A 13,848-nucleotide genomic window follows, 5' to 3' on the forward strand; every position below is an offset into this window, starting at 1 on the left:
GGGCCCGATCCCGAACCACACAACGCGAGCGGCCCCCGGGCCAAGTCCCCCGAGGGCCGTTCTTGTGGCTTCGATTCACGGTCTCGATCGCCCCAAGTTCACTTCGTGCTGGCGGCCGTGTCCTCGGCGGTGGCCCCTTGCAAGACAAGGCGATTGAGGCCTTCCTGCAGGGCGTCACGATGTGCATTGTCTTCCGTCAAGACGACGGTCAGTTCACGAGCACTCTCGGCATCGCCGAGGCTCTGGAACGCCTGAATCCAGGCTGTGCACCAATGAATCGCATTGGCCTTGGCGACCAAATCATGGGCGACTCGCTGATGTCCCGAGCTTCCCATCGCGCTGACCTTCTCCTTGAGACGGCCGAGGGTCTCGCCGATCCCCCCCGTGACACTCCGGGAGGGCGTGTATCCGTATCGGGTAGCGATGGTTTCGACGATCGCCAGATGTCGCTCGTCGGCCGCGGCAATCTCGTGGTAGAGCACCCCCAGCGACGGGTCGGGCGGAGACTGCGACCGCGCTTTGGCCTCGTCGAACAGGGCTTGCTCCGCCTCGATCCCCTTGGAAAACTCCGTTGCGATCCAGGTGCGATTGACGGTTGAAGCAGTAGCCATCGAGGTCCTGACTTTCTGATCTGAGTTGATGATCGATTGTCCTGTCCTTGATTCCGGCGGTCGGACCGCTCGTTCTTAAGTAGGGGCAACCCTCATGCCAAGCTCAGGAATTGCCTCGCGTCCTCACTTGGCTTCGGACCGCACCGGCCAGTCCAGGATGATGGTACTCCCCCGCGTTTCGTCCACCTCGAGCCGGGCGGCACCGCCGAACGACTCGCTAATCTTCGCGGCGATCGCCAGGTCCATACCACGACGCTCGGCAGCCGTCCCGCAGAGCCGCTCGAACAGATCGGAACGCAGTTCAACCGAGGTGACCGTGGGCGGCGGAGGGTGCTTGACGCTGAACTCGGTGACCCAGCGATCCGGCCCGCCGTGCAGGGTGACGTGAACCCCCTCGACCTTGGACGCGGCCAGGGCGTTGCCGAGGGCGTACTGAATCGCCTGCTTCGCCCGGTTCTGGTCCAGAAGCGCCTCCGACGGACACGACTGTCGAACCTCGACATGAATGGGGACGGCCTTGGCGCCCGCTTTCAGGGAACGTGTTTCCACGATCTCGCTCAAGAGCCGCTCGGGACTGAACTCCATCGACTGCGCTGGCGTTTCTGGCTCGAAGAGACGGTAGTAGTCACTGAGTTGCGAGAGCATGCGCTCGATCTGCTTGAAGCTCTCCTCGACGAACCGCAAGTCTTCCTCGAGGTCGGGATTCCCGCGGGGCAAGGCTTGATCGATCATCCGCAAGGAAAGACCAACGACGTTGAGCGGGGTTCTCAGGTCGTGGACGATCAGCGGAAAGAAGCGGGAGTCCGTAAGCATCGCCGACGAGGTTGGGGCACTCTCCTGCTTGCGTGCTTGACGGCGGAGCAACCCTTCCACGCGGATGGGCAACTCGACCGCCAGGCTGGCTCGAGCGACCCAGTCGAACAGCTCGAGATCTTGATCGAGCGTCGTCCTGAGCTCGGCGTCCGGTTCGAGAATCGCGAGTGTCGGAAGGCTCAGCTCGCGCGCGACGACGAAAAGATCCTGGCTGGGGGGCGGGATCGTTCCTGTCGGATCGGTCGCCACAATCAACAGCGCGGGACGTTCGTGCTCCCGGAACGCGGCAATCGCCTCAGCCGCCGAATTGTAATACCGAACACGGTATCCCTGGGCCTCTAATGGCGCGGAAATCTCAGACCATTTTGAAGGATCGCCCCCGAGCACAGCGAGTTGGAGGCCATTTTTAGTTTTCGCGTGCCCCCCCGATTGCGCCGTCATTAACATGCGAGATCCTACCCTTTATTTTCAGTGAATCGTCGTGACGTCAGCATCAGGAATCCATTAACTCCCCCGGGATGTCCAGCCCGAGCGACGAACGCGATCGGGCCAGGATCGTCCGAGGAAGGCTTGCCCCAATTCGACAGCCAAGTCGCCTGGAACGGGAAGCGCTGTCCGCTCCAGACCTCCCCTTTGATTTCACCACGGCTTGAGTTTCCATCCGAGCACAAACCCGATCCCGAGCGCCCAGAGGGCCAACGAGGTCGGATGCTCCCGCGCATAATCTTTCAAATAATCCACGGCATCATTGGCGATGTTCTCGAGCGTTCCCATCTCTGGGAAGTCCGCCGCTCGCGCCATGTCCGCGGGGAATTCCGATTTCAAGGTGTCAATCATCTCGACGGCTCCTCTCAATGACTGGCGGCTCGATATCCTTCACGCGAAGGGAATCATCATCATCCTCAAGGCCCCATTGAATCTAGTGCCGCAACTCTCATACCTCTTTATTCGGCACGACCCCCTTTCAGGAGCGTGGCTGGACGCTCATCCCTCCTCTGACCTAAGATGGGAAAGGATTCGCTCGCCTCTTTGCAAGCAATATGAGGCTCTTGCGAAAAATTTCACCTCCGTCAGGAAAACCGATTCACCAAGGAATCGGATTTGCTCACCGCCGAGCAGACCATCGCTCGGAAGTCGTTCGACCCGATGAGTGTGAAGCCAGACCTGAAGTGAGGGAGAAGGACGATCGCATGCGTAGAAAACTGCTGGTAGTCGATGATGATCCTTACCTGACGACTCAATTACGCAAGCTCCTGGAATCGGACGAATTGAGTGTCGATACGGTTTCCAGTGCCCAGGAGGCGTTGACCGCCCTGGGTGAGACCGATTACAGCGTGCTGATCACGGATCTGAAGATGCCGGGCATGGGGGGGATGGACCTGATCCGCGAAGTCGCGCAACGACGGGTCCTGGTCACCACGATCGTGACGACCGGCTTCGGCTCGATCGATCGAGTGGTCGAGGCGATGCGCCTCGGCGCGTATGACTTCCTGACCAAGCCCATCGACCCCAATAACTTGAAGCTCGTCATGGACCGAGCGCTCAAGAAAAGGGCGCTTCAGGACGAAGTGCTCAGGCTCCGCCAACAGCTCAAAGAGAGCTACAGCTTCAACAGCATCATCAGCAAGAACCCAACGATGCACGGGATCTTCGAGTTGATCCGGCACATCGCGGGGACCAAGAGCACGGTGCTGATCGAAGGGGAGACCGGGACCGGCAAAGAGTTGATCGCCAAGGCCGTGCACTACGCCAGCGAGGAGCGGCAAGGCAGCCTGGTGGCGATCAACTGCGCGGCCTTGCCCGAAAATTTGCTCGAAAGCGAACTCTTTGGCCACGAGAAAGGGTCGTTCACCTCGGCCGACGCACGCCGCAAGGGGCGGTTCGAGTTGGCCGACAAGGGCACGATCTTTCTCGACGAGATCGGTGACATTTCCCAGGCGATGCAAGCCAAACTGCTGCGCGTGCTCCAGGAGAAGCGTTTCGAGCGGGTCGGCGGGCACGAGAGCATCGAGGTCGATGTCCGGGTGGTGGCGGCAACCAACAAGAACCTCGAGAAGGAGGTCAAGGAGGGGCGGTTCCGCGAAGACCTGTTCTACCGCCTCAACGTGATCAAGGTCGACGTGCCCCCCTTGCGCGACCGGCCCGAGGATATCCCGCTGCTCGTGACCCACTTTCTCAACAAGTACTCAAGGCCGAACGAGCCCCCCAAGAAAATGGCGCCCGACGCCATGGAGCGACTCCTCGCCTATCGCTGGCCAGGGAACGTTCGGGAACTCGAGAACGCCATCGAGCGTTCCTCGGTCACGACCGTCGGAGACACGATTAATCCGGACAAGCTCCCCGCACGAGTCACCGGGATCTCGGACGAGGAAAAACCTCGCTATGAGATCGATCTCCAGCACCCCTTGCCTTACTACCTCAAGGAGGCCACCGAGCAGATCGAGAAGCAGTATATTCTCAAAGCGCTCGAGAAGAGCCGGGGCAACGTCGGTCGCTGCGCCGAGCTCTGCGGACTGTCGAGACGTAGCGTTTCGGGAAAGATCAGCCAGTACGAAATCGACAAGTATCCGTTCAAGTCGACATGAGTGGGCGACCGGTCCAAGACTTGCACCTGGGATTTCTCAATTGCGAGCCAAATGCCCCAAACACGCTTGGAGTCTGTAGACATGGTCGCCCCTTCCCGCGCAAAGCTCACGGCCGCCGACGTGATGACGCCTGATCCCCGTACCTGTTCGATCTTCAGCACGGTGCTCGAAGCGGTTCTCCTATTCCGCGACGCCGACTGCGGGGCGGTTCCCGTGATCGAGGATGGGAAGCCGGTTGGCATCCTCACCGACCGCGACGTCGCCCTGGCCTTGTCCGAACATGAGGAAAACCTGCCCCGCTTGCCTGTCAGCAAGATCATGACCCAGGGCGTTTTCACAATCGCGCCCGAGACGGACATCGATACGGTGGTGAGCCAGTTCGGCGATCATCGGGTGCGCCGGCTCCTGGTCGTTGGCCCGGACGATCGCTTGCTCGGAATCGTCTCCTGGGCCGACATTGCGCCCTACGTTCCCGATCGCGAGGTGGGCGAAGCGGTAACCGAGGTGGTCGAGCAACCCTGAGGTAGGGGGGGGCGACCCACTCAGTCACGTCACGGCGGCGGGGTCAACACCCGGAGCGCCTTCGGCACGACGGTGAACGTCACGGGCGTCGTCGTGCGGAGCTCTCCGTCGAGGTTGACCCGCTTGCCTTGCGGTTGGGTCTGAAGCAACGCCGTGGGTGTTTGCAGGAAGACGTCGCCCGGCCGGTGCAGGGGAACCTGAAACCGGAGCAGGGCGACGGTCCTCAAGAGCTGCCAGCGACTGCGCCCGCCCAGCGTGTAGATGGCGAGGGTTCCATCATCAAGCTCGCTTCCATCGGCCACCAGAACTCCCCCGCCGAAGAACCGGCCGTTCCCGACGATGACTTGATGAACGTTCCCCTCGGTAGATCCGCCAGGAGAATCGAGCCTCGCCCGAAACGTGGGATGACGAACGAACGCCAAGGCTCCGGCCACAAGATAGGCAGAGGCTCCCAGCCAACGCTTCAGCCGAGGCGAGAGCCCCGCGGTCAACGCCACCGACATCCCCACGCTGGCCACGTTGACGAAGTAGACGTCGTTGGCCCGTCCCAGGTCGATCTGCCGGACATGGCCCCCCGCGGCCACTGCGGCAGACACAGAGAGCTCTGACGGGATCCCAAGCGTCCGCGCGAAGTCATTGGCGGTCCCCAGGGGGATGACCCCCAGGTCGACCTCCCGCAGCGCCAGGCGGGCCGCCACCGTGCTGATCGTGCCGTCGCCCCCACCCACGATCAGGCGACCAAACCCTTGATCGAGCAACGCATCGACCGTGCGGACCAAACGTCTCGGGCTTGAGATGTGGACCACGCGGTCGAGCGTTTGCCCGCGCTGCGCGAGTGCGGCGATGACGGCTGATTCGGCACCGCCGCCGAGCCGCGACCGTGCATTGATTAGCAAGCCGACGCGGCCGGCCATCGGCGGCACCGCCATGGGTGCCTGGCTCACCAGCGGCTTCTCGGAACGGCGCGTCCGCTGTAGGCAAGTACCGTGCGAATCCAGGAGATGTTCCGAACCAGTTCCTCACGCGAACGCCGGAACCCTTCCAGCGACATTCCCAGCTTGCGGCCGGCAACGACCACGATGAACGCAGCCAGCCCGAGGATGACGGTGGCGGTCAAAAGGAGGGCCAGGCCGATGGAGATTCCCGTGGCCTGCGCGATCAGAAGTGAGCCACCCCCGATCGCCACAGGCACGCTGCCCAGAATCAGAACCAGGCCGACCACGACCACGATCAAAGGAACGAGGGCCCGGGCCGCCGTCTCCTGAAAGTCGAGTGCGGCGAGCTTGAGCTGCAGTTCGGCGAGCGTCGCCACGTCGTTGCCGAAGCCAGCGAGACTTCCGACCATGCTCTCGGCCGAACCGTTGGCCGAGCCGTTGGTCGAGCTGCTTTTTACTTTCGTTTGATCATCCATCCCAAAAGCACCCCCACCCCCAGCGCGATGCCCAAAGCGCGCGCTGGTTCTTTGACGACGTATTCTTTAATCATGCCACTCCCCTCGGCCAGGCGCTCGCGAGCGGTCGCCGCGTACTCGAGCGCCCGCTCCTTGAGTTCCTCGGCTTGAGGACGAAGGTTCGCTTCCAGGCCCTGCATGCGGTCGATCATCGTCATTTACCTCCTCGACTCGAAATCGTCCTCGACTCGAAATCGTCCCTCTCGCGGGACGCAACGCTCAGAACGTGGGCTTCTCCTGGGGGCGACCGGTCATTCCCGACGGATTCGGTGGTGCGGGGGCGGCCCCCCCCGCGGTTGCGTGCTGCTGCACGATCCAGTTCTCCAGATACTGCAAGGCGTATCCTTGAACCGCCCGAATGGCCACCGGAGCCACGAACCCCAGCGCCGAGGCAACTAGCCCCTTACGGACGGGGTCCTTGACCTCTTCTTTGCCTTTTTCTTTCGCGATGACCTCGCGAACCTCGGCCGAGTCCGACGAGATTGCGACTGGCACCGCGACAACTTTGTGTCGCTTGGGGACGATCAGATAGCCCACGGCGACCGACACGCCCAGGGCGGCCCAAGGATACATCCCGATGTAGCGACGCCAGTCGGCCACCGCCTCGGCGTTGGCCACGACATCACGAACATCCGCATGGAGCTCGTGACGGATCTGCGCCATTTTATGTCGGATCACGTCGGCGTCGTTGGTCGCGGTGGCCACAACCTGCTCCCGTCGGGGTCGTTCGGACTCAATTTCGAGGAACCACGGCGGAAACTTCGCCCCACCGGTCACCCCGAGAAGCAAGCAACCGCAATGCCAAGAAGACCCGTCGACTGACCCTTCGGGAAGATCGGACGCATTTGCCGGATGTTGACGCCGCCAGTTCCCTCACATCGGCAAAACAGTGCTCAGTGGAGCACTGCTCAACCTTGCGGCGGCACCTTGGCACCGGTCTGACGCTTGGCCCGAGCCGCGCGCAGATTCTCCCAGAGCGAGCGGCCCTGCTGGCCCACCTGGGAAATGAGCCGACCCGCCTTGGATCGTGTCGAGACGCGATGCAGGTGACGGATCAAGGCAGTCCGCTCGGCCCGATGAAAGAGTGAGCCGAGCGCGGGCAGCAACTGCTCCGTAATCCCGAACTCCGACTTTTCGGGGAGACCGACGGCGACCACCTCGTTGATCGTGGGGGGGAGGGCGGCTCGGATGGCCTCGAGGCGTGCTCTGACGGCCGTCTCGCGGCTCCGATGGCCGGTGTCCCAATGATAGGGAGGAGCCCAGTCGCCGCCGAATTCGGGCTTGTCAACCATGGTGACGACCGCCAAGGCGGGGGCGATCTCGAGACGAGGGTGCTCCACATACCAGAGATCCCAGGCCTGAGCGAACGCCACGTCAGCCGCGTAGGAGTCGCGACGACCATCGATGACGAGAATCATCAGGTCGGCCTCCACAGCTTGCGCCACGGCCTCGCGGCGGGTCGCCCGGTCACGGGCCGATTCTCCCCCCGGATTCGTCGTGTAGCCAGCCAGCTCGACGAACTGGGCCGTCTGAAGCCGTTCGAGAACGGAATCGTCGAGCCCCCCCGCCGCCAGCCTGGCCTTGACCAGGGACAGGTCTCCCCCTCGCGCCAGCTTCAACGACTCGATCAAACGGGACTTCCCCGCCCCCCGCGCTCCCGCAACCGCCACCACCAGCGTGGCCAGTTCGCCGTCGTTCGTCTGGGCCCGCTTGGCCGCCTTCCGGGTCAGCCGTCGATACTGGCCCGTCCCGATCGCCAGGCGGCCGCTATAGAGTTCGATCAGGTGCATGCCCAGGCGGTTGATGAACGCCCGGTAAAACCATCGCAGCAGATTTTGCTGCATGTTCTTCCAGGCCGGTTTGACCATCCACTGCTGCGTCCCCAGCCGTGCCAGGCCCGCAAGCGGACTGAAGATCGGCAGCAGATACGAGTAGATATCGTTGGCTTTTTGAACGTAACCGGCAACCTGCACCGCCTGCTTCCAGTGCGCAGCCGTGAGCAGATCACCGCCGGGCACCTGGCGACAGAGGCAGTTGAGATCGTCGGCGGCCAGCTCCATGGCGGTCAGAAATTCCACGATCGGAACGTGCCCAATCGGATCGGCCGCCAGCGGGTGATAGTGCTCGGCGAGCTTGCGGGCCAGGCGACGAGAGGTCTCGATGTAGATGTCGATGTCGCTGAGGGCCTCCAACGCGATCAATTCCCCCTGGCCGGCCTCGTTCTCAACGATCTCCCAGGCTTTCCGATCGAACGCCGTGAAGGTGTGGGGGGCATCCCAATCCAGGGGGGGCAAAAGCAGGTTCGTAGCTTTCGTCCACCGCGCCGCGAGAATCGCGAACACGATCCCCGAGGCCAACCAGAGCACCCCGGCGGGCCAGAGCCATCGCCGCTCATACAACCAGATCGTTCCGAAGCCGATGTAAGCCAGGAACGGACCAACCAAGAGGAGCAGGAGGACCCACGCCCGCCAGTTTTTGATCACCGCCAACCCCCCAGCCCAAGACCGATTCTCAAAACGTCGCCCTTCGCTCACAAGTTCGTCACAACCCTCCGCATCTTTCGCCGAACGGTCCGGCCGGAACCAGATTCTGGCGAAGCGTCCGCGGAGATCGCGGGGCCTTGGGTGCAAGGCGGACCGGCGAACTCGGCACGTCCCAAATTGACGGGACGGCAATGACGATCCGGCTCGCCGCTCGACCGGGATCTGGGTCGAAAGACGGGCCGGAACCGAGGTTCGGGGGCCAGCGTTCGGGGCGGATCAGCGATCCCGATCCATTGAACGCGGTGCCGCGCGTGCGGTCAACTGGTCCTCAACGAGCTGGGCATGTGGCGGGCGATCGCGTCGGGCAGATTGCGAAGTGTGTCGGCCAGGTTGCCAAGCGAGTCGGGAGCGTGGCGGAGGCGATCGGGAAGATGACGCTCAGCCCAGCCTTCCTCGTGTCGGGGTCGCGCGAGCAGGGTGGTGAGCACGAGACCAAAGCCGAAACCGATTCCGAATCCGATCAAGACGGACGGCGCGGGGTTTCGGGCCATCATTCCCTCGGCGCGGCGGTAACGTCGCGTGGCTTCCTCGCGGGCCGAACCGTAGCCCTCGCCAAGCCGCTGGCCAACCTGGGCAACCCCTTCATGGAGTTGCTGGCCAACCGCCTGAACCTGGTCGCGGAGACCACGATCCTCGCCACCGCGCTCGGGTCCGCCGCGGCCTGCTCCACCGTTTTGTCGCTCTGAATTGCCCTTTGGCATTGCCGTGACTCCTTAGCAGAAGGTTCATCATGAGGTCCAAAACTCAGGGGACCTGACGTTGAGATACCCCGTGCAACGGCCATGCCGTCGCTCCTTTGTTTCCGCTGGGAACTTGACTGCGTGCTCCAGGGTGGTAACGTACGCAGCGAGAACTCCGAAATCCCTCTTGAGAAGGGGTTGACCCTCCACCATAGAGGTTGCGATCATCTCAAGAGACTTCGCGGCGTCACCCGGCCCCATTGGGGGGTCCTCTCGTCGCCGATCGTTTGAAGTTCTCCTTCCCAAGGGAAAATCTCCAATGAAGCGTTTCCTGGCTCTGTCGATGATCCTTGGCGTTACCTCGTTCGGCTTGGTTGGTTGCGGCGAAGAAGCCAAGGTTGACGAACCGGTCAAGGTCGATGCCCCCGCCGCTGCCCCGGGTGATGCCCCCGCCGCTGCACCGGGCGAAGCTCCGGCCGCTGCCCCCGCCGCTGACGCGCCGGCCGCTGCCCCCGCCGCTGACGCGCCGAAATAATTTCGGAACCAGCGACGCTGTCTGCTACGCCCCCCGTCTTCGTTCGGGGGGCGTTTTTTTTTGGCGAATCCTTGAGTTCAAAAACTGGTGATTCCGAAGGGTTGGCATTGCGGTTGCACTCCCTCACCTCCCAAGAAGCCCGGCTGTGTGGCCGGCCAAACGGGGAATCCGGGGGAGGATCATGACCATGGCGATCAACGCACAGGAACTTCAGGGTCAGTGGAACAAGCTACGTGGGCACGTGAAAGAGAAGTGGGGACAACTCACCGACGATGACCTGCAAATCCAGGGCGGCAACATCGACCAACTCGTGGGCCGGATCCAGCAGAAGACCGGTGAAGGGCGTGAGAGCATCGAGCGGTATCTCACCGAACTGACCTCGCGAGGAGCGTCGGCCGTCTCCCAGGCGACGGAGTCCGTCAGTCAGTACGCCCAGCAGGCGGGGGGCCGGCTCCGTGAGCACTACGGTGAGTTCGCCGATGTGGCCCGCGAGCGACTCGACTCGGTGCAGGACCACGTGCGTCACAACCCGACTCAGTCCGTCGCCACGGCCTTCGGTGTTGGCCTGGTCGCCGGACTGATCGTGGGGCTGGCCTTGCGTTCGCGATAACCCTTGAGTGAGGCCGCGGGCCGGGCGAACGATCGCCCGGTCCACTTCCGGCCAAATTCTCACACGTGTTCGATTTTAAAAGCGGACAACTACGACCACGACGGGGGGGTACGGCTATGCTACGCTGGGCAATTCTTTTCGCCATCGTCGCACTGATCGCTGGCGTCCTCGGGTTCGGCGGCGTCGGCGGAATGGCGGCCGACATCGCCAAGATCTGCTTCGTCCTCTTCCTGGTGCTGTTCGTGATCTCGCTCGTGATGGGCCGACGGGCCATCGACGGTCCGACGATCTAGAGCGGTTTACGATCGCATTGCGCACGGTGGAGGAAAACGGGGACTGGCTCCCGGCCCGCTCCATGCTCGGCTTTTCCGGACGACCTGGCGGCCGGGTGCCTGTCCCCATTTTCCGGGCCGTCACGGGCGGCCTCGGCGGAAAGGGGGACAGGCACCTCCGCTGCGCTCCGGAGCCAGTCCCCGTTTCCGCACGTGCTCCTGAGTCTTGAGACCAACCACCGTGCGCAACGCATCCGCAAACCGCTCTAAGCCGTTGGTCTCGGTTTTCTTTGATTTTCTGATGGGTGACCGTGGGAATGCAAAGGCCGTTGGGTGCCACGGGTTGTACTCAACCCGTGAACGATTGCGCAGGTTTTAGGCTCACGGGTTGAGTACAACCCGTGGCACCCAGGACTTGCACATTATTCAATGTTATGGAAGACCATGTCCACCTGCTTAGAGCGGTTTGCCCTGTGTCTTGGGGATTGCGGAGAAAAGAAAATCAAGGGGACGGGCTCCCGACTCGGTGGTCCCCTTGATTCCTGACGGGCCGACTCAGTGGCCGGCTGCCTTGTCTCCCTGCTTTCTTTTTCGTCTGCCCGCGACCTCAACAATGCGACGAGGCGAGACACTTCCGGGAGGAAGTGCCTCGCCTCGTCGGCTATTCCAGAATCGCGAGCCCCCGGCGTCACGGCTCGGCGGTGATCTCAAGCGCGGCCCATGCAGCACTTCTTGAACTTCTTGCCCGAACCGCACGGGCAGGGGTCGTTACGGCCCGCCGACGCGACCTCGGCCGGTCTGCGGATCGGCACCCCTTTGACTCCTCCGCCCGGCTTGAGTCGGTCGTTGTACGACCGCGCGATCACGCGGATCTGGGCGGCCCAATCAGCCCCTTCGCCGACCCGCCCGGTGTCTCGGAGATACTCGAGAAACTGTGCAATCACCTCAGGGGCGAGCGGTCGCGCGTCGTCCGGAAGCACCAGCCGAGGCATTTTCTCGGTCAGTACGGTCGCAAACGTCCCCGCCGAAACCTCGTCGGGAAAGTCGCGGTCGATCGACCGGACAGACTGACCGAAATGCGACAGGATTTCGGAAACGCAGCCGCGCACCCGCGAATCGAGTTGCTCGGCGGCGAACGACTCGGCGAAATCTCCCGACCAATTATCCCAGCGATTATCGAACATAGACTCACAATTCTCTGTAAGAAGATCACGTGCGCAACGTGGCACCGAAGCGGCCCGCGCAGGCGGCGATGACCGTCTGGATGGCGTGTTCGACCTCCTCGCCGGTCAAGGTTCGCGCAGGATGGCGGAACCGGAGACCGAAGTGAAGGCTCTGCCGGTCGTCGTCGAGGTTCCCACCGCGGAAGGTGTCGAGATAGTCGACCGCCTCCAAGTTCGGGCCAGCCACGTCTCGAACTGCTCGCGAGAGCTCCGACCAGGTGAGACTCCGCGCGACGACGAGCGAAAGATCGCGCATCACCGCCGGGAATGGAGGGAGCGGATGATGCTGCGGAACCAGAACGGCCTTGGCCATCAAAACATCCAGCTCCAACTCGGCGGCTGAGCTCGCGCCTCGAAGTTCGAGCGCGGTGAGCCGGGTGGAATCCACCTCGCCGAGATAGCCCAGGTGAGTCCCTCCCAGAAGCAGCTCGGCTCCTCGACCCGGCGCAAAGTAAGCGAGCGCCGCGGGGCGAACTTCGAGCTCGTGGTCGACATGGAGCCGCGTCAGGAGGGCCTCGACCACTCCTTTCAGCCCGAGATAGTCGCGACCGCTCACCAAGGCCAGGCGTGTCGGTTCAACCGGCAAGACCGAGCCGGGGCGAGGCCGGTAGACGTTGGCGATCTCGAAGAGCTCGGCGTCGGGGTTGCCGTACGCTTCGTTATGACGGCGGACGGCCAGCAAGCTCGGGACAAGGCTCCGCCTCAGGGCGTTCTCGCGTTTTCGGCTCGAGTGGTCGACCCGGATCGGCGCTGAGTCGGGGCCGGGGTCGAGGGGCTCGCTGAGCTCGTCCGACACCAGGCTGAACGTGACCGCCTCGTCGAACCCACAGGCCGTCAGAGCGCCGCGAATCTCGGACTCGACCCGTTCGCGCAAGCCGCGAGGAGAACTGGCCAAGGGGACCAGCCGATTCTCGGGGATATGCTCATAACCGTGGATCCGCGCAACTTCTTCGATCAGGTCGATCTCGCGTTCGAGGTCGCTCCGCCAGCTCGGCGGCTGGAACTCGCACCCGTCGCTCGTGCCTTCGCGGGTCTCGAGCCCGAGGTCTTGGAGAATCGCCTGGACCCGAGGCGGCGGAACGTCGATCCCGAGCACCCGAGGGATTTGCGCGTACCGCAGCTTGATCGAAGGCCGATCGGGCAGGGGGGCGCCCACGTCGATCAGGCCGGGATGAAGCGTTCCTCCGGCCAGTTCCAGGATCAACTCCGCGCACCGCCGGCTGGCCCATTCCGTGCGTTCGGGATCGAGCGGGCGCTCAAAGCGATAGCTCGACGGGCTGTGCAGTCCGAGCGCTCGGGCGGTCCGTCGAATCGACATCGAATCAAATCGGGCGGCCTCGATCAGAACATTCGCCGTCGTCGCCCCGATCTCGGTGTCGAGCCCCCCCATCACGCCAGCCAGGCCGACCGGCCGCTCGGCGTCGGCGATCACGAGCATCTCGGGAGCGAGCTCGTAAACCTTGTTGTTGATCGCCGTCAGGGTTTCCCCCTTACGGGCCCGGCGGACCACGAGCCTGCGGCCCGCGAGCCGGTCCAGGTCGTAGGCGTGGAGCGGTTGGCCGCACTCGAACATGACGTAGTTCGTGATGTCGACGATGTTGCTGATCGGCCGCACGCCGATCGTCTCGAGTCGCTTGCGGAGCCACCACGGGCTCTCGCCGACCTTCACACCCGAGATCACCCGCGCGGTGAACCGGGAGCAGAGGGCAGGATCATCGACGGCCACCCCGGTTCGCGACTCGACGGCCGGCCCAGACTCCGACGGCCGGGGATCGAGCGAGGCGAGCGTTCGCTCGAACAGGACCGAGACCTCACGAGCGACTCCCAGGTGGCCCAGGCAGTCAGGCCGGTTACTGGTCACCTCCAGGTCGATCGCGAGGTCGCCGCCGACCTCGGTCGTCGACTCGTGGTTCAAACCCGTCAGGGCGAGCCGCTCGGTCAAAATGTCCACCGGCATGTCGAGCCGGACATATTGTGCCAACCAGTTCCAACTAACGATCATCG

General features: G+C 63.3%; 16 protein-coding genes. 5 read left to right on the top strand and 11 right to left on the bottom strand.

Annotated elements, in window-relative coordinates; genetic code table 11:
* Nucleotides 1-98: 98 nt before the first annotated feature.
* From V5E97_RS00495 to V5E97_RS00505, 3 genes are all read right to left on the bottom strand, one after another.
* Entirely contained in the window at nucleotides 99-611 is a 513-nt protein-coding gene (locus V5E97_RS00495) for a hypothetical protein (RefSeq protein WP_406697295.1), read from the bottom strand.
* Nucleotides 612-734: 123 nt separating this feature from the next.
* Nucleotides 735-1,871 carry a sensor histidine kinase gene (locus V5E97_RS00500; protein WP_406697296.1) on the bottom strand — a complete coding sequence of 379 codons (1,137 nt, stop codon included), beginning with the start codon at nucleotides 1,869-1,871 and terminating at the stop codon, nucleotides 735-737.
* Between the two features lie 192 nt (nucleotides 1,872-2,063).
* Nucleotides 2,064-2,261 carry a hypothetical protein gene (locus V5E97_RS00505; RefSeq protein ID WP_406697297.1) on the bottom strand — a complete coding sequence of 66 codons (198 nt, stop codon included), beginning with the start codon at nucleotides 2,259-2,261 and terminating at the stop codon, nucleotides 2,064-2,066.
* Between the two features lie 353 nt (nucleotides 2,262-2,614).
* Between V5E97_RS00505 and V5E97_RS00510 the strand changes: the two genes are divergently transcribed.
* Nucleotides 2,615-4,009: a sigma-54-dependent transcriptional regulator gene (locus tag V5E97_RS00510; RefSeq protein WP_406697298.1), complete on the top strand. Its 1,395-nt coding sequence runs from the start codon at nucleotides 2,615-2,617 to the stop codon at nucleotides 4,007-4,009.
* Between the two features lie 81 nt (nucleotides 4,010-4,090).
* A complete protein-coding gene (locus tag V5E97_RS00515) occupies nucleotides 4,091-4,531 on the top strand; it encodes a CBS domain-containing protein (protein WP_406697300.1) in 441 nt (146 codons plus the stop codon).
* 29 nt (nucleotides 4,532-4,560) lie between these two features.
* Here the strand turns inward: V5E97_RS00515 and V5E97_RS00520 are convergent, their stop codons facing one another.
* The 6 genes from V5E97_RS00520 to V5E97_RS00545 all read right to left on the bottom strand — a co-directional run bounded on the left by V5E97_RS00520 (nucleotide 4,561) and on the right by V5E97_RS00545 (nucleotide 9,225).
* Nucleotides 4,561-5,475 carry a diacylglycerol/lipid kinase family protein gene (locus V5E97_RS00520; RefSeq protein ID WP_406697301.1) on the bottom strand — a complete coding sequence of 305 codons (915 nt, stop codon included), beginning with the start codon at nucleotides 5,473-5,475 and terminating at the stop codon, nucleotides 4,561-4,563.
* Nucleotides 5,472-5,942, bottom strand: a complete 471-nt coding sequence (locus tag V5E97_RS00525) for a phage holin family protein (protein ID WP_406697302.1) — start codon at nucleotides 5,940-5,942, stop codon at nucleotides 5,472-5,474. The genes V5E97_RS00520 and V5E97_RS00525 overlap by 4 nt, the downstream gene beginning before the upstream one ends.
* The gene (locus V5E97_RS00530; RefSeq protein ID WP_406697303.1) at nucleotides 5,921-6,133 is read right to left on the bottom strand and encodes a hypothetical protein; all 213 of its coding nucleotides are present in this window, start codon (nucleotides 6,131-6,133) and stop codon (nucleotides 5,921-5,923) included. Before V5E97_RS00530 ends, V5E97_RS00525 begins: the two co-directional genes overlap by 22 nt.
* Before the next feature lie 67 nt (nucleotides 6,134-6,200).
* Nucleotides 6,201-6,686 carry a hypothetical protein gene (locus tag V5E97_RS00535; RefSeq protein ID WP_406697304.1) on the bottom strand — a complete coding sequence of 162 codons (486 nt, stop codon included), beginning with the start codon at nucleotides 6,684-6,686 and terminating at the stop codon, nucleotides 6,201-6,203.
* A gap of 203 nt (nucleotides 6,687-6,889) precedes the next feature.
* The gene (locus V5E97_RS00540; protein WP_406697305.1) at nucleotides 6,890-8,464 is read right to left on the bottom strand and encodes a GTPase family protein; all 1,575 of its coding nucleotides are present in this window, start codon (nucleotides 8,462-8,464) and stop codon (nucleotides 6,890-6,892) included.
* A gap of 317 nt (nucleotides 8,465-8,781) precedes the next feature.
* Nucleotides 8,782-9,225 carry a hypothetical protein gene (locus tag V5E97_RS00545; RefSeq protein ID WP_406697306.1) on the bottom strand — a complete coding sequence of 148 codons (444 nt, stop codon included), beginning with the start codon at nucleotides 9,223-9,225 and terminating at the stop codon, nucleotides 8,782-8,784.
* 298 nt (nucleotides 9,226-9,523) lie between these two features.
* Here V5E97_RS00545 and V5E97_RS00550 point away from each other — a divergent pair, with 298 nt between their 5' ends.
* The 3 genes from V5E97_RS00550 to V5E97_RS00560 all read left to right on the top strand — a co-directional run bounded on the left by V5E97_RS00550 (nucleotide 9,524) and on the right by V5E97_RS00560 (nucleotide 10,642).
* Entirely contained in the window at nucleotides 9,524-9,739 is a 216-nt protein-coding gene (locus V5E97_RS00550) for a hypothetical protein (RefSeq protein ID WP_406697308.1), read from the top strand.
* 187 nt (nucleotides 9,740-9,926) lie between these two features.
* Nucleotides 9,927-10,349 carry a CsbD family protein gene (locus V5E97_RS00555; protein WP_406697309.1) on the top strand — a complete coding sequence of 141 codons (423 nt, stop codon included), beginning with the start codon at nucleotides 9,927-9,929 and terminating at the stop codon, nucleotides 10,347-10,349.
* 116 nt (nucleotides 10,350-10,465) lie between these two features.
* Nucleotides 10,466-10,642, top strand: coding sequence for a DUF1328 domain-containing protein (locus tag V5E97_RS00560; RefSeq protein WP_406697310.1), 177 nt, complete (start codon nucleotides 10,466-10,468; stop codon nucleotides 10,640-10,642).
* A 686-nt stretch (nucleotides 10,643-11,328) separates the two neighbouring features.
* On the opposite strand, the gene V5E97_RS00565 is transcribed toward V5E97_RS00560, so the two are convergent.
* Both V5E97_RS00565 and pheT read right to left on the bottom strand, forming a co-directional pair.
* Entirely contained in the window at nucleotides 11,329-11,805 is a 477-nt protein-coding gene (locus V5E97_RS00565; protein WP_406697311.1) for an SEC-C metal-binding domain-containing protein, read from the bottom strand.
* A 25-nt stretch (nucleotides 11,806-11,830) separates the two neighbouring features.
* The gene (pheT, locus tag V5E97_RS00570) at nucleotides 11,831-13,846 is read right to left on the bottom strand and encodes a phenylalanine--tRNA ligase subunit beta (RefSeq protein WP_406697312.1); all 2,016 of its coding nucleotides are present in this window, start codon (nucleotides 13,844-13,846) and stop codon (nucleotides 11,831-11,833) included.
* Nucleotides 13,847-13,848: the final 2 nt, after the last annotated feature.

It is taken from the genome of Singulisphaera photorubra (assembly GCF_045290345.1).
In the GTDB taxonomy this organism is placed as follows: domain Bacteria; phylum Planctomycetota; class Planctomycetia; order Isosphaerales; family Isosphaeraceae; genus Singulisphaera.